The sequence below is a fragment of the Stenotrophomonas sp. GL_111 genome, from assembly GCF_057835245.1.
On the sequence record NZ_CM174421.1, the window covers coordinates 363,560 to 383,067 of the forward strand.

A 19,508-nucleotide genomic window follows, 5' to 3' on the forward strand; every position below is an offset into this window, starting at 1 on the left:
AATTCAATCAGGAGAAATAGGTGCCGCCGTTGACGTCCAGGTTGGCACCGGTGATGAACGCGGCCGCGTCCGAGGCCAGGTACACCGCCGTGTCGGCGGCTTCTTCCGGGCGGCCCTGGCGACGCAGCGGGGTGTTGCCGGCCACCGCAGTGCGCACTTCCGGCTTGGTGAACTCATCATGGAAACGCGTGGCGATCATGCCGCAGCACAGCGCGTTGACCCGGATCCCGCGCGGGCCCAGTTCCTTGGCCATGGCGCGGGTGAAGGTCATCACCGCCGCCTTGGCGGTGGCATAGATGGACGCGCCCGGGCCACCGCCATCGCGGCCGGCCTGCGAGGCAAAGTTCACGATCGCACCGCCCTGGGGCATGTGCGGCACCACGGCGTGCGTGGTCAGGTAGACCGAGCTCATGTTGAGGTCCATCACCTGGTGGAAGAACGCCTCGTCGATCTCGGCCAGCGGGCGGCGCTGCACCATGCCACCGGCAACATTCACCAGCACGTCGATGCGCTCGCCGAACGCGGCCTGGGTGGCGGCCACCAGTCCGGCTACCGCCGCGGCGTCGGTGACGTCGGCGCGGTGCACGATGGCGGTGCCACCGGCGGCCTGCACCTGCTGCAGGGTATCGCGCGCGCTGGCTTCATCATTGGCGTAGTTGATGCACACCTTGGCCCCGGCTGCGGCCAGCTTGAGCGAGATCTCGCGGCCGATGTCGCGGCCGCCGCCGGTGACGATCGCCACCTTGTCCTTGAAATGGGTCATGCGTTACTCCAGTGATACGTGGGGGAAAGTCGTAGGGGAGGGGTCAGCGCGGCGTGGCCGGGCCGTCGAGCTTCTCGACGCGGCCGGTCACCAGCCACAGCGCAAGCAGCGAGGCCGGCACCAGCGCCGCCACCAGGATGAAAATGGGTGCATAGGAGTCGCGGGTCATCACCGGCACCAGCCAGGTGGTGATCAGCGTGCCGGCCACCGCGGCCATGCCGCCCAGCCCGGCCAGCGAGCCCACCGATTTACCGTTGAAGATGTCGCCCGGCAGGGTCTGGATGTTGCCGATGGCGATCTGGAAGCCGAGCAGCACGAAGGCGATGGTCACCACCGCCCACACCGGGTCGGTGGCCAGCACCGCGCCAAGCAGGGCCGGAGCCATGATCGCCCCGCCCAGGGTGATCACCCATTTGCGCGCGCGGTCCACGCTCCAGCCCGCACCGATCAGGCGCCCGGACAGCCAGCCGCCGCCAAGGCTGCCCAGCATCGCGCCGACGTAGGGCACCCAGGCGAAGATGCCGATCTGCTTGATGTCGAAACCGAAGGTGTCGGCCAGGTAAATCGGCAGCCAGGACACGAACAGCCACCAGATCGGGTCCAGGAAGAAGCGCGAGACCAGGATGCCCCAGGTCTGCCGATGGCCCAGCAGCTGGCGTACGTTCGGCACGTACTCCGGCGTGGGCGTCTCGCTGGTCTGCGTCGGCGTATCCAGGATCAAGGCGCGCTCGGCCGCACTCACCCACGGGTGCTTGTCCGGGCCGGCACGGTAGATGATCAGCCACGGCAGCAGCCAGATGAAGCCGATCGCGCCGATCAGGATGAAGGTGCCGCGCCAGCCCAACCACAGGAACAGAACGGCGATCAACGGCGCCGACACGATCGCGCCGATCGAGGCACCGGCATTGAACACGCCCTGTGCCAGCGCCCGCTCGCGTGCCGGGAACCACTCCGCATTGGCCTTCACCGCGCCCGGCCATGCGCCGGCCTCGCTGATGCCGAGCATCGCCCGCACCAGGCTGAAGGACAGGATCGAATGGGTAACCGAATGCAGCGCGATCGAGATCGACCAGACCGCAATCGACAGCGCGAAGCCCAGCCGTGTACCGATGATGTCGAACAGCCGCCCGAACACAAACTGGCCGGCGGCGTAGAACAGCATGAACACCGTCACCAGCAGCGCGTAGTCCTCCTTGGTGGCGCCGACGTCCTTGGAGATCTCCGGCCACATCACCGCCAGTGCATTGCGGTCGATGTAGTTGATCACCGTGGCCACTGCGATCAGCCCGACGATCAGCCAGCGCACGTAGGTACGCGCCTTGGTGGTCACCTTCATTTGCCGTCCTTGCCGGCGGCGCCATCAAAGCGCTTCCAGCCACCGTCCCAGCGCCAGCTCTGGCCACCACCGCTCACCGTGTGCGCGCCCGGCTTGGACGGGTCATCGGAGATGCCCAGCGCCAGGCGCTTGCCACCAGCCAACTCCAGCACCAGCACATCGGCATCGCTGCCACGGTAGTGCGCGATCGCATCGATACGGCTGTTGGCGCCGCGCACCGTTTCAGCGGTGCCGTCGTACTGGCCATGCGGTTCCAGCACGCCGTAGAAGGTGGTGGCGGCCTGGCCATCCACGCGCTGCAGCAGCATCGGTTCGCGACGCAGGTTGAACGAGGGATCATTGGCGCCGCTTTCGCCGATCAAGGCGCGCGACGGCGCCGTGCTGGCGAAGCGGTAAGTGTAGAAACGCCCATCCAGCAGCCAGGTCAGGCGACGCGTATCGGCGGTGGGCTCGCTGGCCGCATCAATCCACACATGCTGGTAGCCGTTGGCCTTGCCCAGCACCGGGCGGTTGGCTACCGCGGACTGGGTCTTGAAGCCCACGTCCATGATGTGGCCGTTGAAGTGCAGTGGCAGGTCATAGCGCGCGGCCTTGTTGCCGGTCACGCGCAGCAGGTCCAGCACCACCGGCTGGCCCAGCGCGGGATGCGACAGCAGCGCCTGGGTGCGGGTGAAGCTGACCCCGTCGTAGGCGCCGTCCATGCGCGCCGAGACGATCTGGGTGTCATCGCCCACCGCGAACAGCAGCGGCGTGGGCGCCAGCGGTTGGCCCTTCTTCCAGTCACCGCCGAAGTGGCTCTGCTCGTTCACCACCAGCGTGTTGTGGGCGATGGTCTGGCGCGCCCAACTGTTGTTTTCGGGCAGGTAGATGCCACCGGCCTTGGCTTCGATGTTGAGGAAGCGCGCCGCGCCGTAGTCGGTGACCACGCGCTGGCCGTTGTCGTAGAACAGCCAGTTGAGCTTGTCGAAGTGGCCATGGCCCATGCCCTGCTTGGTGTTCTTCATCACCAGCGCCTGGCCATTGGCACCGCCCATGCGCAGGATCGCCAGCGCACCTTCGCGGCCGTCCGGGCCATCGCGCAGCAACGTCGGCACGAAGGCGAACGGCTTGGCCTTGTCCTCGGCCAGCGCCTGCGCCACCTGCAGGCCTTCGGGGGAAAGCAGCACGCGCTTCTGCTGTTTGGCCACCGACAGCAGGCGTGCGTCGCCGGTACGCGCGTAGGCGATGTCGATCCCGGCCACCAGTTCCTCGGTGTCCAGGCCCTTGTCCAGGATGGCATCGTTGATCGGAATGAAATAGCCGCCGTAGCTGCTCTGCACCAGTGCATCCACCGCCTTGAGCAGCACGCCGTCACGGCGCTTGAAGATGCCGCGCTGCGGCTCGTTGCGCTCCACCGCGTTGGCGAACAGGATGAACGGGGCCAGCGCATAACGCTGGTAGTACGGGCCTTCCTCGTAATAGCCATCCGGCGAGAACAGCTGGTCCACCTGCTTGAGGAAGCCGGCGCTGCCATCGCGCCTGCTGCCCATCAGCGCCTTGTCCACGTAGGCCGGGTCGCGCAGCACGTAGCCGGTCATGCCTACCGCCGCCACTGCCCAGGTGGCGTGGTTGTGGATCTTGTCGAAGTTCTCCGGCGTGCCGGAAAGGAAATCGGCCATCGGCCGGAACACGTTGTCATCGATGGTCTGGCGGTCTTTGGCGTCCAGGCTGTCGCGGATCGCGTCGTAGCCCTGCACCGCGCTTACCAGCCATACCGAATCATTGAGGGTCTGCCAGAACAGGCGGCCGGGAATCTGGCCGCGGCCCTGCGGGTGTGCGCCCAGGCCCGGGTACAACTTGGCGTAGGCCAGCAGGACATCGCGCGCGTAGTGGGCATACACCTGATCACCGGTCAGCCGGTACAGCGCACCGGCGGCCTGGATGCCCTGGTAATTGCGCTTGTGCTGCTCATGGGTGTAACCGCCGCCTTTGTCCTTGGGCACCGGCACGTCGATACCGGCCTTGATCATCGCCCGCACCAGGCGCTCGGCGCGCTGCTGTTCCTTGTTGAACACCGGGTAGCGCGTGCCATCACTGCGCATCTGCTGCCACTGCGCGGCACTGACCAGCACCGGTGCCGCGTCGCTGGCGCGCGGCTGCTGGCTGCTGCTTGGCGCGGCCTGCGCGGTAGGCAGCGCGGCGCCGCCGAGGGTGGCCGCCAGCAGCAGCATCAAGGGCGTGGAACGCGTCATGGCAGGGTCTCGGCTGGAGTATCGGACTGAAGGGCCGCCGTGGCGGTCAGCACGTTGTCGTGCAGGCGCAGGCGCGGCTCGCCCACGCGGTGACTGAAGCGGATACGGCCGCTGTGCGCGAACCGGTTGTTGGCCACGGTGGCCTGCTGCACGCCGTGCAGGCGCAGGCTGGTGTCGTCGGCCACACCCACCGCGTCCAACTGGTTGCCCTGCACGCGCAGTGACGGGCCGAACGTACTTTCATCGGTGCCACCGCGGTACAGGTCCAGCAGCGGGCCGCCGATGCGGGCGAAGCGCGAATCCACGATGTCCACCTGCTCGGCGTTGTAGGTGCCCAGGTCGTCGGTCTCGGCGGCGGCGGCAATCACGCGGCCGCTGACATCGCGGACGTCCACGCGGGCCAGGCCGATCTGCGCGGCCAGGCTGCCCTTGCCGGCATGGATCACATCGAACGCCTTGTTCGCGGTCAGGCCGTGGATGCGGCTGTCCTGGATCAACAGCGTGTAGTTGAAGGCCTGGCTGCCCGGCGGAATGCGCACCACCGCATTGCCGGCCGCGTCCGGCGCCAGCGCGCCGTCGATGTCCAGCCGCGACAGCTTCAACGAACCGCCGGCGCGGATCTCGAACAGGGTAGGGCGCGAGAACTGCAGGCGCGCGCGGCCGCGCGTGGGGCCAACCACGCTGAGCGGATGCACCACGTTGAGCACCTGGTCCACGCTGTAGGTGCCGCGTTGCAGCTGCAGGCGCTCGCCCGGTGCACTGGCCGCCACCGCGCGGGCCAGGCTGCCTTGGCCGGGCTGCACGCGGCGCACCGCACCGCTGTCCAGTGCAATGCCGCTGCTGGCCTTGGGATACCAGCTCACGCCCACCTGGTCGCGTGCGATCGGCGCCAGGTCGCGTGGCGCACCGGCGTTGAAGGTTTCGACCGGATACTGCAGGCCGTTGGCGGCGCGCTGCAGGGTGACCGGCCGCGCCTCCACGCCGCCGGGGAAACCGGCCGACAGCGTCGGGCTCTGCACGTTGCCGCTGAAGGTGATGCCGGACAGGTCGCCCTGGCTGCGCAGCAGCTCACGGCTGCCCTCACCGATGAACAGGTTGCTGCCGATGCGGCTGTTGACCGGCATCGCGTTGCGCTCGTCATCCAGCCCGGCACCGAGGAACAGCTGGCGCACGCCGATGAAGCTGTTGCGCTCGATCCGCGCATCGTCCACCTGCTCGTAGCGGTTCAGCGGCGCATCGCGGGTGCCTGCCATCACCGCCAGCGCCGCGGCGAAGCCATCGCCGGCCACGCCTTCGAAGTAATTGTCGCGCACGATCTGGTGGCGGTTGATCACCCGTACCCCACCGGTGTGCGCCTTGCCGTTGCCCAGGAACACGTTGCGTTCCACCACGTTGCCGTGGCCGTGGCGCAGCACCATCGACCCGCGCGATTCGAAGAACACGTTGCCGCGGTACAGATTGCCACCGGACTTGTTGGAGACGATCTCCACCTCGCCGTCGCAGTGCTCGAACCAGTTGTTCTCCACCACCGTGTTCGAATCGGATTGCGAGTCGTGGCTGGTGCCCACCCGGATCGTCTCGCCGCCGTTGGCGCCGAGGTTGGGGCGCGGGCCGAACCAGTTGTGGTCGATGCGATGGTGGTTGTCCAGGCCGCTGCTGGTATTGCGCACCACCACCAGGGTGGTGCCCGCATTGGCCTTGCCGAGCAGCTGGTTGTGGTCGAAGCGGTTGTACTGGCCGTACATCCCCACCCAGTTGTCCGACTGCTGGCGGTCCGGCTTGCTGTAGCCATCTATGACGATCCCGCTGACCCGGCTGTGGGTGGCCCACTGCTTGGAGGAACTGCGGAAGGACACCACCTCGCCACCGGGCGCCCAGCCATCGCGGAACACCAGGTTGGACACCTCCAGGTACGTACCGGCCAGACGCAGCTGCGATTGGCCACTGAGGATGACCTTGCCGGGGGTCTGTGCCGTCAGTGTAATTGGTTGACCAATTTTGCCGGTGCCCTGCAGCAGCAGGTCGATATCACGCCAGGTGCCATCGGCCAGGATCACGTTATCGCCCGGTTTCAGGGCGCGGGTTGCCGCGGCGTACTCGGCGGCATCGCGCACCAGGTAATCGGCGGCCGTCGCGGAAAACGCTGGCAGTACCAGCCCTGACAGCAGGGCCAGTATCAGCGGGTGTCGCGCCAGTGGCGCGGACAGGTGGTGCGTAGTCACAGGCTTACCCTCCCAGATCAACCGTGGCATCCAACTCGAGTCCGGATCGTAACAGGTCGCGGACGGCGTTCGTCAACCACAATCGCATACCACTTTTGGCGAATGTGGTTCGCGGTTTGCGCAGTTTTCTGCTGCATGCGCACATTAAATTGCCGAAAAATGGTCTAGGCGGATCTCCGGGGTAGACTTTAGTACCAATTCATTGACATTGGTTCTTCAACCGTGAATCGTCGGCTCGAATCCGTGTAGTCGGACGATCCATCCTGGGAGGGAGATCACGATGTTGCATGACCGCCGTATGGCCTCGCCACGAGGCCTTCGCCCCACCGCGCTGCACAACGCGCTGCTGTACGCCCTGTTTGCCACTGCGGCCATGCCGCTGGCCCACGCGCAGGACGCCGACGCCCCGGCCACGCCGCCGGCGCAGGCCACCACCCTGGACCAGGTCCAGGTGACCGGCATCCGCGGCACCATCCAGACCTCGATCGACAAGAAACGCGAGGAAACCGTGGTGTCCGACGTGCTCGCCGCCGAAGACATCGGCGACCTGCCGGCGCTGTCGATCGGCGAGGCCATCGAAACCATCACCGGCGCCTCCACCCACCGTGAGAAGGGCGGCGCATCGGAGATCTCGATCCGTGGCCTCGGCCCGTTCCTGGGCTCGTCCACCTTCAATGGCCGCGAGGCCACCAACGGCAGCGGCGACCGCTCGGTGAACTTCAACCAGTTCCCGTCCGAGCTGATCAACTCCGTGGCCATCTACAAGACCCAGCGCGCCGACTTCGTCGAAGGTGGCGTGGCCGGCACCGTCAACATGGAAACGGTCAAGCCGTTGCAGTACGGCAAGCGCACCATCCAGCTCGATGGCCGTGGCACCTGGCAGGAGTACGACGACCGGCTGAAGGACAAGGATGGCGTCGGCTGGCGGGGTACTGCCAGCTACATCGACCAGTTCGACATGGGCGGCGCCGGCAAGCTGGGTGTGTCGGTCGGCGTGCAGGCGCTGGAAGGCAGCAACCCCGAAGAGATGTTCTCCAGCAGTTCCACCTGGGTGGCCTGCGACGGCCGCGAAGTGGTCGGTGCCACCCGCAACTGCACCACGGTGGACGGCAAGCAGGTCGCCAATGGCGTGCCCTACTACCTGGTCCCCAGCAGCCGCATCTACCGCCAGTTCATCGAACACGACAAGCGCGATTCGCAGTTCGCCGCGCTGCAGTGGCGACCCAACGACGCGGTTGAAGTGAACCTGGATTACCAGCATTCCAAACGCGACTACAGCGAAGACCGCTCGGACCTATCGCTGTCCTCGATGATGCGCAACCTCAACAACCGCGTGGTCAGCGATGACGGCGCGCTGCTGCACCACACCGGCAGCACCACGGTGGATTCCACCGGCAACTTCCTGGAGCGCAAGGAGGAATACACCGGCGGCGGCTTCAACGTGATCTTCCGGCCCACGCCGGCCTGGACGTTGTCCACCGACCTGTCCTATTCCAATACCGCGCGTTCGCAGATCGAACGTTCCACCCGCCTGCGCGCCGGGCGCACCGACGTCAACGGCAAGCCGGTGGGCGGCATCAAGAACACCCGCTACGTCGACTACACCTACGACTACAGCGGCGATGTGCCGAGCATCTACCTGGATCCGGCCTTCGATGTGAACAACCCGGACAACTACACCGACTCGGCCCTGATCCGCCGCCGCCAGCAGAACCGCGAGCACACCATCCGCGCGCAGCGTTTCGATGCGGCCTTCACGCCGGAAAGCGGGTTCTTCACCGCGTTCAAGGGTGGCCTGCGCCACTCCGAGGCCACTTACACCGACTTCACCGACACCCGCGACATCACCACCACCAACGTCGCGGCCATCCGCGCCGCCAACCAGGCCTGCCGCCAGGCGTTCCCGCAGGACGACTTCCTCGCCAATGCCAGCGGCAACACCATCGACCGCTGGGCCAGCTTCGACAGCCGCTGCCTGTTCAAGGCCTTCACCGGCGTGGACGACACCGGCCTGAGCGCGGACCTGCGCGACCCGGCCAACAACGATGTCACCGAGAAAACCAACGCCGTCTACCTGATGGGCGACTACAGCAGCGAATGGTTCGGGCTGCCGGTCACCGGCAACATCGGCCTGCGCTGGGTGCGTACCGAGGTCAGTTCGGTGGGCCTGCGCAGTGGGCTGGACGTGGTCAACAATCCCGACGGCACGGTCACCCTGCGCCCGACCGGCGAGTTCACCTCGCAGACGCTTACATCCAGCAACGACCAATGGCTGCCCAGCTTCAACGCCGCCTTTGAACTGCGCCCGGACCTGCTGCTGCGCGTGGGCGCCTACCGTGCGATGTCGCGTCCGGACCTGGCGGCTGAAGGCTACGGCCGCAGCTTCAACCTGGATGAAGTGGATACCGAGTTCGGCAGCGTCGCCGATGCCCTGGGCAGCATCACCGCCACCGGCAACCCGCGCGCCAAACCGCTGATGTCCTGGAATGCCGATGTCTCGCTGGAGTGGTACGCCAACGCCGATTCGATGCTGGCCACGGCGATCTACTACAAGCAGTTCAACGGCGGCTCGGTGCCGGTGGTGGTAGGCGAAACCTTCGATATCGACGGCCAGAGCGTCACCGTGCCGGTGGAGCAGCTGGCCACCAGCGACCAGAAGAGCGATCTGTTCGGCTTCGAGCTGACCGGCTCGCACAGCTTCTCCTACCTGCCGGGCATCTTCGCCGGGCTGGGCGTGAAGGCCAGCTACAACTACGCCCATTCCAACTTCAAGACCGAAGACCTGCGCCTGGGTGAGTCCACCGACCCGGTCACCGGCATCCTCACCCCGGGCATCGTCGAGCCGGCCAACATCTTCGGCCTGTCCAAGCACGTGGCCTCCGCACAGGTGTACTGGGGCCTGGGCAAGCTGGACCTGCAGGCGATCTACAAGTACCGCTCCGACTATTACCAGCAGTTTGTCGGTGATCCCTCGCAGAACCGTTATGTGCGCGACAATGGCTCGCTCGACTTCCGCGCCACCTACAAGGTGAACAAGCATCTGTCGCTGTCGCTGTCGGCCAGCAACCTCACCGACGAGCCGCGGGTGTCGGATATGCCCATCCTGGGCAGCTTCCGTGAGTACACCACCTACGGGCGGCGCTATTATCTGGGGGTGCGCTACCGCTTCTGAGGCAAGCGGCGCGGCCTTCCGGTCGCGCCGCGCTCTTCAGGCGCGGGTCGCGTGTCGGTTCCCAGCCACCGTACAGCCAGGCCTTTGATGATGTCCGAACCCCGTCTCTACCAGTCCATTGCCGCTGAAATCGTCGCGCTGATCGAGAAGGGCGAATTCCCGCCGGGCTCGCGGCTGCCCGGCGAACGCGACCTGGCCGAGCGCCTCGGGGTCAGCCGGGTGACCGTGCGCGAGGCCGAGATCGCGCTGGAGGCGCAGGGCCTGATCACCATCAAGACCGGCTCGGGCGTGTACGTGAAGGCACGGCCCTCGCAGGTCCCGGGCGCCTTGCCGGACGTATCGGCCTTCGACCTCACCGCCGCCCGCGCGGTGATCGAAGCCGAAGCCGCGGCGATGGCGGCCAGCCGCATCACCGATGCCGAAGTGGAAACCCTGGAAGGCCTGATCGCGGCCATGACCGACCCGACCGCCGGTGAAGCGGCGGCCAGCGAGGCCGACCGCCAGTTCCACCTGGCCATCGCCCGCATCGCCGGCAACCCGGTGGTGGAGCATTGCGTGCAGCTGATCTGGCGCATGCGCAACGAGCTGCCGCGGGTGAAGCAGGTGTACGCCAATGTCTGCCATGGCGACAACGACACCCGCAACGATGAGCACACCGCCATCCTCAACGCCCTGCGCCTGCGCGATCCGGCCGCCGCACGGCTGGCCATGCGCAACCACTTCCAGCGCCTGTTCGAATCGATGCTGGAAGCCACCGAGAACGAAGCACTGGCCGAAATCCGCCGGCGCACCCAGCAGGATCGCGAACGCTTCATGGCCGCCACCGGGCACTGAGCCCGGCGCGCGCCGGGCGGTTTATTCGCCCTGGTACTGCTTTTCTTCCACCAGCTGCGAGCCGGCGATACGGTTGATCTCGTTCTTTACCTTCACCCGCTCGCCATTGGTGCCGTAGACACCGCGCGCCAGCTGGATGAAGGCATCGTCGAACACCTGCGCCGCTTCCTTGTCGCGCAGCTGGTCCTGGATCTCCCACATGCGCTCGTTGATGGCCTTGAGCTGGGTCTTCAGCGCTTCCAGCCCGGGCTGCGCGCCTACCTGCTGCTGCCATAGCGGCCACAGCCCTTCGAGTTCCTTGCGGACGTTGGCGTTCTTGCCGGCATCGGCGATGCGTTCGGCCTTGATTTCCAGGATGGTGATCTTGTCGATCAGCTCGCCAATCGATACCGGGGTCAGGATCGCGTCCACGCCATTACTCGCAACAGGTCAGAGCGACCATGATAGCGCGCGCCCCGCAACGCAGCTTTTACAGCGAATTTGCGCCGATCCGCCCGCCGCGCCATGGCGGCTTTACGCCCGCTCCGGGAACACTGCCCCCCTCGACGGCGCCGCCGTCTGATGGAGTAGTGAACGTGGTGGTAGCACAAGCAACACGGCGCATCGTGCGCCGCGGCGCCGGCCTGCTGGTCGGCCTGGCTCTCAGTGGCGCGGCCTCGGCCGCAGTGGAAGGCAACGCAACACTGACCAGCGACTATGTCTGGCGCGGCAGCTCGCAGAGCGACGGCGACCCGGCCGCGCAGGCCGGTCTCAAACTCAGCACCGACAGCGGCTGGTACGCCTCGGCGTGGGGGTCGGGCGTGTCCTTCCAGCCCGACAATGGCGCACGCAGCGAATTCGACGTGGTCGCCGGCTGGAGCGGCACGCTGGCCCCGGACTGGGCGCTGGACGTCAACCTCACCCGCTACATCTACCCCTCCAGCAATGTCGACCTGGACTGGACCGAGCTCAACAGCACCCTGACCTGGCAGCAGCGCTACTGGCTGCAGGTAGGCACCTCCAACGATGCACTGGCCGGCGGCCACGCCGGCACCTACGCCCAACTCGGCGCGCGCCTGCCGCTGGGCGAACAGTGGCGCCTGGAAGCGGCCGTTGGCCACTACTGGCTGTCCAGCCGCCAGGCCGAAGACTACCTGCACGGCCAGCTCAGCGCGATCTGGCGCGTCCACGGCCCGTGGGAACTGCGCCTCACCGCGCACGACACCGACAACGCGGCCAAGCGCCTGTTCCCCGGCAACGCCGGCTCGCGCGTGGAATTCGCCATACAGACGAGTTTCTGAGTCGGGTTGCTGCTGCTTGCGAGCAACGTCAACGTCAAGAGCGGCGCTGGCGGTCTGCTGCGGAGAGGGTGGGCGTGGGTGGGTCCCGGCTACCCACCCCCACCCACCCTCCGACAAAGGGTCGGTGCCCAAAGAAAAAGCACAGCAGCCTCCCGTGTAGGGGAGGGAGGGGGGTAGTGCCGAGCCATGCTCGGCACCTCTCAACCCAACAACCAAGAGCCACTGCTCCGCTCTCAACGCGGCAAGCACAATCTTTGGACGGTGCGGGGTGGGTGAGGGGTCGGGACTGTCCACGACATGGATGTCGTGGACAAGCCTCCAGGGATGGATTTACGGCGTGTCCCGCCCCCTCACCCACCCCGCACCGTCTCCCGCGATCGCCACGCCGAGGCGCTTTTGCTTTTGCTCTAGCTTTTGCTTCTAGCTCTTCGCCTTCAAACCCAACCCCAAGCCCTGCGAAACCGCCCACACCGCCATCGCCACCGCCGCTACACCCGCACCGGTCACACACACCCCCGTCCAACCGAAGTGCCCGTACACCTGCGCCGACACCAGCGACCCCAGCGAACCGCCAATGAAGTACCCGGTCATATACCCCGCATTGAGCCGATTGCGCGCCTCCGGCCGCAGCGCGAACACCACGTTCTGATTGCTCACGTGCAGCAGCTGCGCCGCCAGGTCCAGCACCAGCACCCCCACCACCAACGCCACCAGCGACTGCACCGAAAAGCCCAGCGGCAACCATGACGCCGCCAGCAGCACCAACGCCACCGTCGTCGCCAGCGCCGCCTTGCCCCGGTCCGCCATCCGCCCCGCAATCCCCGCCGCCAGCGTCCCCGCCGCCCCCACCAGCCCGAACAGACCAATCGTCGCATCGCTGTAGAAGTACGGCGCGCCCGCCAGCAGGAACGCCAACGGCGTCCAGAACATCGCGAACATCGCAAAGCTCAATGCCCCCAGCAGCGTGCGCAACCGGAACACCGGCTCCTCCACGAACAGCGTCCCGATCGACCGCAGCAACGCCCCGTAGCCCAGCCCCGCATGCTGGTAGAAGCGCGGCAGCGTGCGATACAGCACCCACGTCGTCAGCACCAGCGTGCCCGCCGCCATCCAGTACACCCAGCGCCAGTCGCCCAGCGACGACAGCGCACCGGCCACCGTGCGCGCCAGCAGGATGCCCAGCAGCAGCCCACTCATCACCGTGCCCACCACCCGGCCACGCTCTTCCGGCCGTGCCAGCGTCGCCGCGAACGGCACCAGCACCTGCGCCACCACCGAGAACAACCCCGTGATCGCCGTGCCCACCAGCAGCCACACGAATTCATGGCTCAACGCACTGATCACCAGCCCCGACGCCGACAACAGCGACATCACCACGATCAGCCGCCGCCGCTCGAACATGTCGCCCAGCGGCACCAGCAGCACCACGCCCACGCCATAGCTCAGCTGCGCGGCCGTCACCAGCATGCCCGCGCGCCCGAAGGACACCCCGAACTCGCCGGCGATCGTGTGCAGCAGCGGCTGCGCGTAGTAATTGCTGGCCACCGCAATGCCCGTGGCGAAGGCCATCAACAGCACCTGCCAGCGGCTCAGCGGGGGGAAAGCATCGGCCGTCATGACGGAATCCAGTAACGAGGGGGCGCCAGTGTCTGCCTGATCCTGTGATGATGGAAATGAATAGTTATCATCCGATGCATCTGAAAAATAGATGCATGACCGGAGCCGCCTGCATGAACCTCAAACAGCTCGAATTTGCCGTAGCCCTGGCCGAAGAGCGCAACTTCACCCGCGCCGCCCAGCGCTGCCACGTGGTGCAGTCCGCACTGAGCCACCAGATCGCCCACCTGGAAGAGGAACTGCAGGCCACCCTGTTCGAACGCCTGCCGCGCCAGGTGCGGGTCACCCCGGCCGGTGAAACACTGCTGGTGCACGCGCGCCAGGTACTCGATTCGTTGCGCCACCTGCGCGAAGACGTGGCAGCCGAGGCCGGCCAGGTACGCGGCACGCTCACCATCGGCCAGATCACCTCGTTGACCGCCGTGGACCTGGTGGCCTGCCTGGCCAGCTTCCACCGCCGCTACCCGCAGGTGGAATTCCGCCTGCGCATGGACAAGAGCGAAGTGCTGATGGAAGACGTGCGCGAGCGCCGCGTCGACGTGGCCCTGGTAGGGCTGTCGCCGGGCACCGCCATCGACGGTGCCTGCCATCGCCTGCTGGCTGAAGAATCGATGGTGGCCGTGCTGCCACCATCGCACCCGTTGGCCACGCGGAAGCGGCTCTCGCTGGCCACGCTGGCCGAACTGCCGCTGGTGGATTTCCAGTACGGTTCCGGCGCCCGCCGGCAGACCGACGAGGCCTTCGCCGCCGCTGGGTTGCCGCACCGCGTACCGTTCGAGATCAACCACATGTCGCTGATCGAGCGCTTCGTCCAGCAGGGTCTGGCGGTGGGCATCGTGCCCGAAGCCATCGCTGTCGGTTTCACCGGCGTGGCCTGCGTGCGCATCCAGGACGCCCCGGTGCGGCGCGTGCATGCGGTGTGGTCCAGGCTGCCCACGCCAGCGGCGCGGGCCTTCATGCAGGAACTGCTGCAGCACGTGGCCCCGTCCTCGGAGCCACGCACTACGGGGCCGCTCAGGCGGCGCGCACGCGCAGGGTCAGGCCCTTGAGGAAATTGCGCAGCATCTGGTCGCCGCAGGCGCGGTAGTTCTTGTGGTCCGGCTGGCGGAACAGCGCCGACAGCTCCGGCTTGGACACCGGGAAACCGGCGCTCTCGAAGATCTCGTGCATGTCCACGTCCTTCAACTGGAAGGCCACGCGCAGCTTCTTCAGCACCAGGTTGTTGGTGATGCGCTTTTCCACCGGTCGCAGCGGCTGGCTCTCGTCGCGGCCACGGTAGTGCACGATCAGGCCATCCAGGAAATGCCCCAGCGTGCGGTCATCGCAGGCCTCGAAGCCTTCCTCGTCTTCCTTGCGCAGCCAGCCTGGCACCTGCGCCTTGTCGATCACGAAGGCCGGGTCGGCCAGGGCACAGGTATCGACGATCATGCCGTCGCTGAGGTCGAGCATGTAGCGGATGCTGCGCAGTACATCGTTGTTGATCATGGGACGTCCAATACCGCCGACGCGGCTGCGTGGCTGGCCGCCATTTTACCCCCTGCCGGGCCCGCCGCCCGTGGCGGCCGCCAAGCGCTGTCATCTGGCTGCCATGAAAGTGAAGCACAGTGCCGCCTTCGGGCATCGACAGGCAGTGGAGCAGGCAATGCGCAGGTGGCAGGCAATCGGGTGTGTGGTGGGCATGGTGCTGGCCGCATCGGCAGCGGCGCAGGCGCCCTATGTGGCGCTGGAACAGCGCCTGGATCCGCAGCAGCTGGCCGACGTGGGGCTCAGCCCGGCCCAGCTGCAGACCCTGAACCGGCTGCTGCGCGAGGCCGAAGCGCGCCAACCGGCCGCCCCGGTGGCGGTCGCCGCCCCCGTCGCTGCCGGCACCCCGGCGCCGGCGCCGATGTTCCCCGGCCTGGACGATGGCCCCATCCATGCCGCCGTGCAGGGGCAGGTGGCCGGCTGGCAGCCCGGCACTGTGTTCACCCTGGACAACGGCCAGCAATGGCAGGTGCTCAAGGGCGAAATGAAGCTGCGCGCCGCACGCGACAACCCGCCCATCGTGGTGGTGCCGGGCATCGCCGGGCGCTGGTTCCTGCAGGTGGATGAAGACCTGCCCAAGGCGCGGGTGTTCCGCATCCGTTGATCGGCGGGCAGAGGGTGCGAAAATACGGGGGATTCCCACGGAGTACCCCGATGACCCGTACCGCTCTCATTACCGGCGCCACCTCCGGCTTTGGCGCTGCCGCCGTCCATCGTTTCGCCCAGGCAGGCTGGCGCGTGATCGCCACCGGGCGCCGGGCTGAACGGCTGCAGCCGCTGGTGGACGCCTATGGTGCCGAGCGCGTGCACGCGGCCGTGTTCGACGTGCGCGACAGCGCCGCCATGGAAGCGGCCTTGGCCGCGCTGCCGGCCGATTTCGCCGACATCGACCTGCTGGTCAACAACGCCGGCCTGGCCCAGGGCACCGCCCCGGCGCAGAGCGCCTCGCTGGACGACTGGCGCACCATGATCGACACCAACGTCACCGCGCTGGTCACGCTCACCCACCGCCTGCTGCCACAGCTGGTCGCGCGCAAGGGCGCCATCATCAACATCAGCTCGGTAGCCGGCGTCTACCCGTACCCGGGCGGCAATGCCTACGGAGGCACCAAGGCCTTCGTCAGCCAGTTCTCACTCGGCCTGCGCGCGGACCTGCACGGCACCGGCGTGCGCGTGACCACCATCGAACCGGGCATGGCGGCAACCGAGTTCACCCTCGTGCGCACCCATGGCAACCAGGCCGCCTCGGACAGCCTCTACACCGGCGCCAACCCGATGACCGCCGAGGACATCGCCGAGCAGATCTTCTGGGTCGCCAACCTCCCGGTGCACCTCAACATCAACCGCCTGGAACTGATGCCGGTCAGCCAGTCCTTCGCCGGCTTCCAGGTCGCCCGCGACTGATTCCAGCCCGCTGGATGAAAACAAGTGCGGTGGGTGTAAACAAAACGGTGGGTGTAAACAAATGCGGTGGGTGCCGACCGTTGGTCGGCACTGTCCTTCAACCGCAATCCCTCAAACCACCGCCGTCCACACCGCCAACTCATACCCATCCGGGTCGCGGAAATGGAACCGCCGCCCGCCCGGGAAATCGAACGCGGCCCGGCAGATCTCCGCCCCGGCCGCTTCCACCCGCTGCTGGGTTTCCACCAGGTCATCGGCATACAGAATCACCAGCGGCCCGCCCGGGCGCACCGGCTCGCCGGTGGTGAAACCGCCAGTCAGGCGGCCATCGCTGAATTCGGTATAGGCCGGGCCGTACTCGGTGAAGGTCCAGCCGAACACCGCCCCATAGAACGCCTTGCTGCGTGCGATGTCGGTGACGTTGAACTCGATGTTGTCGATACGACGGTCATTGCCGTGGGTGCTGCTCATGCTGGGCTCCTGCCGGGAAAGTGAGCACCAGCATGAACGCCGGCGCGACATCCGTCTTGAACAAAACGGCCACTCAGGCCCGCCATTGTGCACACAGCGTAGCGGCGCCCATACCGGTCAACGCGCGCGCCTCGCGGCTCAGGTGCGCCTGGTCGGCATACCCGCATTCGGCGGCCAGCGCCGCCAGCCCTGCGAGGGGCTGCGCGCGGGCACAAGCCAGCAGCCGCTGCAGCCGCAGAATCCGTTCCAGCATCTTCGGCCCATAGCCGAACTGGTCGTGGCACAACCGGCGCAGGCTGCGCGTGCTCAGCCGCAGCGTATCGGCCAGCGTGGACAGATCGCGGCCGCCCTGGCGCACCTGCGCGAACAATGCGGCGGCCACCGGCTGCGCCGCAACCGTATCGCCGGTGGCCTTGCTCAACTGCTGCGCAAACACCATCTGGCGCGCATCGGCATCATCGGTATCGCGCAGCCGCGCGGCCATTCCGCGCGCCCACGGCAATGCCAACGCGTCCAGCTCCACCGCCGTGCCGACAATCTCCGACAGCGGCAGCCCCAGCCACGCCCGCGCCGCGCCCGGCTGGAAGCGCGCGCCCAGCACCTGCGCACCGGGCGACAGCTGCGGGTGCGCGGCCACGACATCGGGCCCCACCACGAACAGGCGGTCATCGCGCCAGAGGATGTCCACGCAGCCATCGGGCAGCACCGCGACATCGCCGCTATGCCCCACCGGCAGATCGCTGCGCCACAGCTGCCCGAAGCAGCCACGCAAAGGCGCAGGCGGGGTCCATTCGCGGTAGCGGCCGGTGGCACCGGCAACGCCGGGGAGTTCAGCAGGATCGGGCAGGGCAGGCATGCGCGGACCATAGCGCATCACGGTTGGATGGAGGTCGCCCGAGAGTCTTTTTGTGAGTTCAAGGCCAGCCCGTTACCCACGCGCGCTCGAGGTTAGGGCACGAATTGCGCTAGTCGAAATGGACAATTTTGATCACCCCCTTTGTTGATGCCCCATCTCCAAATAGAGAGGATGCGCCAACATGCAGTGCATCAGTTGCGCCATCGTGATTGATAAACGAAATTGTGCACGTCACTGTACTGCCAGGTTCAATAATGCCAACGTCCTGATCGTTCAGAACGAATCCGTACCACATGGGCTGAGGGCCGATAGCAAACGCCATTGGTCGAGCGGTTGACGCCTTCATTGGGAGCACGGTGCGCCCCTGTGAATCGACGGAGTCAAGGCTAAGTTCGACGCGGACCGGCCTGAGATTCGGATAGGGAGTGACCATTTCAGCAGCTCGTCTGTTTAATGTGGGACCCAGTGCAGGTGACTTTGTGAACCTGCGAACTTGGTATTCCAATACTCTGCATCGACCTTCCCGTGTCATTGAACGGTGTTCTTTCTGCCGAGTTCATCAGGCTTGCGGGTGCTTGGCCCTCGACAACCGTGTGTTTGCTACCAAATCCCTTGGTGAAAGCGCGCGCAAGTTCTTCCGCATCGGCTTTGCTGCCAAGGAAACGCTTAACACTGTCCCCGTTTGGAGCCTGACCCGTCCCGCCATAGGTTGCTGCGTCCTGCGTCCTTTCAGCGCCATCTGCAGCGACTGGGCAACCTGCTCGGTCTGCAGCGGGTCATGCACGCTCCAGCCAATCTTGCGTGTTCCTGGGGGAAACGGTGTCAGCGCAATTCAGGACGGGTCACGCCTAAAAGAAAAGCCCCGCATCGCGGGGCTTTTCAGGGTGTCTCATCTAGGTGAGAGAAAAGACGTAAAGGCCTCGTGTAAACATTACTGGGCCTTGATCGCCATTCCCTGAAGGCCAGTGCCGTCCAGCTTCTGCTTGGCCTCGGCCAGTTCCCCGGCGCTGCCATACGGCCCCATGCGCACGCGGTACACGGTCTTGCCGTTGATCTGCGCTGACTCCACGCGTGCAGCCAGCCCGATCATTGCCAGCTTGGCCTTGGTCGCCTCGGCATCGCCGGACGCGCCGAAGGCACCGGCCTGCAGGATGTAGCGCACGTTGCTGGGTGCCGGAGTAGCGGCCGCTGCGGTGCTTGCAGCCGGGGTTTCCGGCTTCGGCGTCGCCACTGCCGCGGTGGTGGCAGCAGGCGTCGTCGCGGCCGGTCGTTCACTCACCGGGGCCGGCAGCGGTGCCGTGGTCACCGTGGCCGGTGCGGTAGTCGCCGCCGGGGTGGCTACTGCGGCAGTGGCGGTTGCCGGTACCGGGCGGCCCTCCAACACGGCCTGCGCGCGCTGCGCTTCAGCCTTGACCCGGCGCTGGTCTTCGGCGCGGGCACTGGCGGCCAGCTCCGCATCGGACATTTCCACTTCCTTGCCGGGCAGCAGGGTGTAGAAGTCGTACTGCGTGGCGGCCGGCTTGGCCGGTTCAGCAGGCTTGGTGGTGCCGGGCTTGGGCAGCTCGGCGCCCACATCGGTCTCGGCATCGCTCACCGGGGCCGGCTGCGCATCCGGGTTCGGCTGCGGGCCCACGCGCAGGAAACCGTCCCCGTCGTTCTTGAACAGGTTCGGTGCCGCCAAAAACACCACGGCCGCAATCGCCACACCGGCCACCAGCCACACCCATCCCGGCGTGCCCTGGTTGCTGTTGCGTCGTGCCTGGCTCTTGCCGCGTCGTGCTGCCATTTACTGCTTCTC

General features: G+C 66.7%; 16 protein-coding genes. 6 read left to right on the forward strand and 10 right to left on the reverse strand.

Annotated features, from left to right (window positions below; translation table 11 throughout):
- Positions 1-7: 7 nt before the first annotated feature.
- The 4 genes from AC3IPM_RS01620 to AC3IPM_RS01635 are packed head-to-tail and all read right to left on the reverse strand — an operon-like array spanning position 8 to position 6,552.
- The gene (locus AC3IPM_RS01620) at positions 8-763 is read right to left on the reverse strand and encodes an SDR family NAD(P)-dependent oxidoreductase (protein WP_489302184.1); all 756 of its coding nucleotides are present in this window, start codon (positions 761-763) and stop codon (positions 8-10) included.
- A gap of 43 nt (positions 764-806) precedes the next feature.
- On the reverse strand, positions 807-2,099 hold the full coding sequence (locus AC3IPM_RS01625) for an MFS transporter (protein ID WP_489302185.1): 1,293 nt from the start codon (positions 2,097-2,099) through the stop codon (positions 807-809).
- On the reverse strand, positions 2,096-4,330 hold the full coding sequence (locus AC3IPM_RS01630) for an oligoalginate lyase (protein ID WP_489302186.1): 2,235 nt from the start codon (positions 4,328-4,330) through the stop codon (positions 2,096-2,098). Before AC3IPM_RS01630 ends, AC3IPM_RS01625 begins: the two co-directional genes overlap by 4 nt.
- Positions 4,327-6,552: a polysaccharide lyase 6 family protein gene (locus tag AC3IPM_RS01635; protein WP_489302187.1), complete on the reverse strand. Its 2,226-nt coding sequence runs from the start codon at positions 6,550-6,552 to the stop codon at positions 4,327-4,329. Before AC3IPM_RS01635 ends, AC3IPM_RS01630 begins: the two co-directional genes overlap by 4 nt.
- A 280-nt stretch (positions 6,553-6,832) precedes the next feature.
- Between AC3IPM_RS01635 and AC3IPM_RS01640 the strand changes: the two genes are divergently transcribed.
- Together AC3IPM_RS01640 and AC3IPM_RS01645 are read left to right on the forward strand one after the other, a co-directional pair.
- Positions 6,833-9,724, forward strand: a complete 2,892-nt coding sequence (locus tag AC3IPM_RS01640) for a TonB-dependent receptor (protein WP_489302188.1) — start codon at positions 6,833-6,835, stop codon at positions 9,722-9,724.
- A gap of 90 nt (positions 9,725-9,814) precedes the next feature.
- Entirely contained in the window at positions 9,815-10,558 is a 744-nt protein-coding gene (locus AC3IPM_RS01645; RefSeq protein WP_489302189.1) for a FadR/GntR family transcriptional regulator, read from the forward strand.
- A gap of 21 nt (positions 10,559-10,579) precedes the next feature.
- Here the strand turns inward: AC3IPM_RS01645 and AC3IPM_RS01650 are convergent, their stop codons facing one another.
- Positions 10,580-10,969, reverse strand: a complete 390-nt coding sequence (locus AC3IPM_RS01650) for a DUF6165 family protein (protein ID WP_489302190.1) — start codon at positions 10,967-10,969, stop codon at positions 10,580-10,582.
- Between the two features lie 164 nt (positions 10,970-11,133).
- Between AC3IPM_RS01650 and AC3IPM_RS01655 the strand changes: the two genes are divergently transcribed.
- Positions 11,134-11,838: a TorF family putative porin gene (locus tag AC3IPM_RS01655; protein WP_489302191.1), complete on the forward strand. Its 705-nt coding sequence runs from the start codon at positions 11,134-11,136 to the stop codon at positions 11,836-11,838.
- Between the two features lie 420 nt (positions 11,839-12,258).
- Here the strand turns inward: AC3IPM_RS01655 and AC3IPM_RS01660 are convergent, their stop codons facing one another.
- A complete protein-coding gene (locus tag AC3IPM_RS01660) occupies positions 12,259-13,455 on the reverse strand; it encodes an MFS transporter (RefSeq protein WP_489302192.1) in 1,197 nt (398 codons plus the stop codon).
- Positions 13,456-13,568: 113 nt separating this feature from the next.
- On the opposite strand from AC3IPM_RS01660, the gene AC3IPM_RS01665 reads away from it, so the two are divergent.
- Positions 13,569-14,504 carry a LysR substrate-binding domain-containing protein gene (locus tag AC3IPM_RS01665; RefSeq protein ID WP_489302193.1) on the forward strand — a complete coding sequence of 312 codons (936 nt, stop codon included), beginning with the start codon at positions 13,569-13,571 and terminating at the stop codon, positions 14,502-14,504.
- Here the strand turns inward: AC3IPM_RS01665 and AC3IPM_RS01670 are convergent.
- Positions 14,470-14,940, reverse strand: coding sequence for a YehS family protein (locus AC3IPM_RS01670; RefSeq protein ID WP_489302194.1), 471 nt, complete (start codon positions 14,938-14,940; stop codon positions 14,470-14,472). The genes AC3IPM_RS01665 and AC3IPM_RS01670 overlap by 35 nt on opposite strands.
- A 157-nt stretch (positions 14,941-15,097) precedes the next feature.
- Between AC3IPM_RS01670 and AC3IPM_RS01675 the strand changes: the two genes are divergently transcribed.
- Together AC3IPM_RS01675 and AC3IPM_RS01680 are read left to right on the forward strand one after the other, a co-directional pair.
- Positions 15,098-15,583, forward strand: a complete 486-nt coding sequence (locus AC3IPM_RS01675; protein ID WP_489302195.1) for a hypothetical protein — start codon at positions 15,098-15,100, stop codon at positions 15,581-15,583.
- 50 nt (positions 15,584-15,633) lie between these two features.
- A complete protein-coding gene (locus AC3IPM_RS01680; RefSeq protein ID WP_489302196.1) occupies positions 15,634-16,383 on the forward strand; it encodes an SDR family NAD(P)-dependent oxidoreductase in 750 nt (249 codons plus the stop codon).
- Positions 16,384-16,494: 111 nt separating this feature from the next.
- Here the strand turns inward: AC3IPM_RS01680 and AC3IPM_RS01685 are convergent, their stop codons facing one another.
- The 3 genes from AC3IPM_RS01685 to AC3IPM_RS01695 form a co-directional block, all read right to left on the reverse strand.
- The gene (locus AC3IPM_RS01685; protein ID WP_489302197.1) at positions 16,495-16,854 is read right to left on the reverse strand and encodes a VOC family protein; all 360 of its coding nucleotides are present in this window, start codon (positions 16,852-16,854) and stop codon (positions 16,495-16,497) included.
- A 73-nt stretch (positions 16,855-16,927) separates the two neighbouring features.
- Complete coding sequence (locus tag AC3IPM_RS01690) at positions 16,928-17,710, reverse strand: DUF6597 domain-containing transcriptional factor (protein ID WP_489302198.1); 783 nt, start codon at positions 17,708-17,710, stop codon at positions 16,928-16,930.
- A gap of 931 nt (positions 17,711-18,641) precedes the next feature.
- Positions 18,642-19,496: an SPOR domain-containing protein gene (locus tag AC3IPM_RS01695; protein ID WP_489302199.1), complete on the reverse strand. Its 855-nt coding sequence runs from the start codon at positions 19,494-19,496 to the stop codon at positions 18,642-18,644.
- Positions 19,497-19,508: the final 12 nt, after the last annotated feature.

Coding starts and splice junctions, on each gene's coding strand:
- AC3IPM_RS01675 (WP_489302195.1), top strand. CDS start 15,098: ATGCGCAGGTGGCAGGCAATCGGGTGTGTGGTGGGCATGGTGCTGGCC.
- AC3IPM_RS01620 (WP_489302184.1), bottom strand. CDS start 763: ATGACCCATTTCAAGGACAAGGTGGCGATCGTCACCGGCGGCGGCCGC.
- AC3IPM_RS01665 (WP_489302193.1), top strand. CDS start 13,569: ATGAACCTCAAACAGCTCGAATTTGCCGTAGCCCTGGCCGAAGAGCGC.
- AC3IPM_RS01630 (WP_489302186.1), bottom strand. CDS start 4,330: ATGACGCGTTCCACGCCCTTGATGCTGCTGCTGGCGGCCACCCTCGGC.
- AC3IPM_RS01685 (WP_489302197.1), bottom strand. CDS start 16,854: ATGAGCAGCACCCACGGCAATGACCGTCGTATCGACAACATCGAGTTC.
- AC3IPM_RS01690 (WP_489302198.1), bottom strand. CDS start 17,710: ATGCCTGCCCTGCCCGATCCTGCTGAACTCCCCGGCGTTGCCGGTGCC.
- AC3IPM_RS01645 (WP_489302189.1), top strand. CDS start 9,815: ATGTCCGAACCCCGTCTCTACCAGTCCATTGCCGCTGAAATCGTCGCG.
- AC3IPM_RS01660 (WP_489302192.1), bottom strand. CDS start 13,455: ATGACGGCCGATGCTTTCCCCCCGCTGAGCCGCTGGCAGGTGCTGTTG.
- AC3IPM_RS01625 (WP_489302185.1), bottom strand. CDS start 2,099: ATGAAGGTGACCACCAAGGCGCGTACCTACGTGCGCTGGCTGATCGTC.
- AC3IPM_RS01670 (WP_489302194.1), bottom strand. CDS start 14,940: ATGATCAACAACGATGTACTGCGCAGCATCCGCTACATGCTCGACCTC.
- AC3IPM_RS01680 (WP_489302196.1), top strand. CDS start 15,634: ATGACCCGTACCGCTCTCATTACCGGCGCCACCTCCGGCTTTGGCGCT.
- AC3IPM_RS01695 (WP_489302199.1), bottom strand. CDS start 19,496: ATGGCAGCACGACGCGGCAAGAGCCAGGCACGACGCAACAGCAACCAG.
- AC3IPM_RS01640 (WP_489302188.1), top strand. CDS start 6,833: ATGTTGCATGACCGCCGTATGGCCTCGCCACGAGGCCTTCGCCCCACC.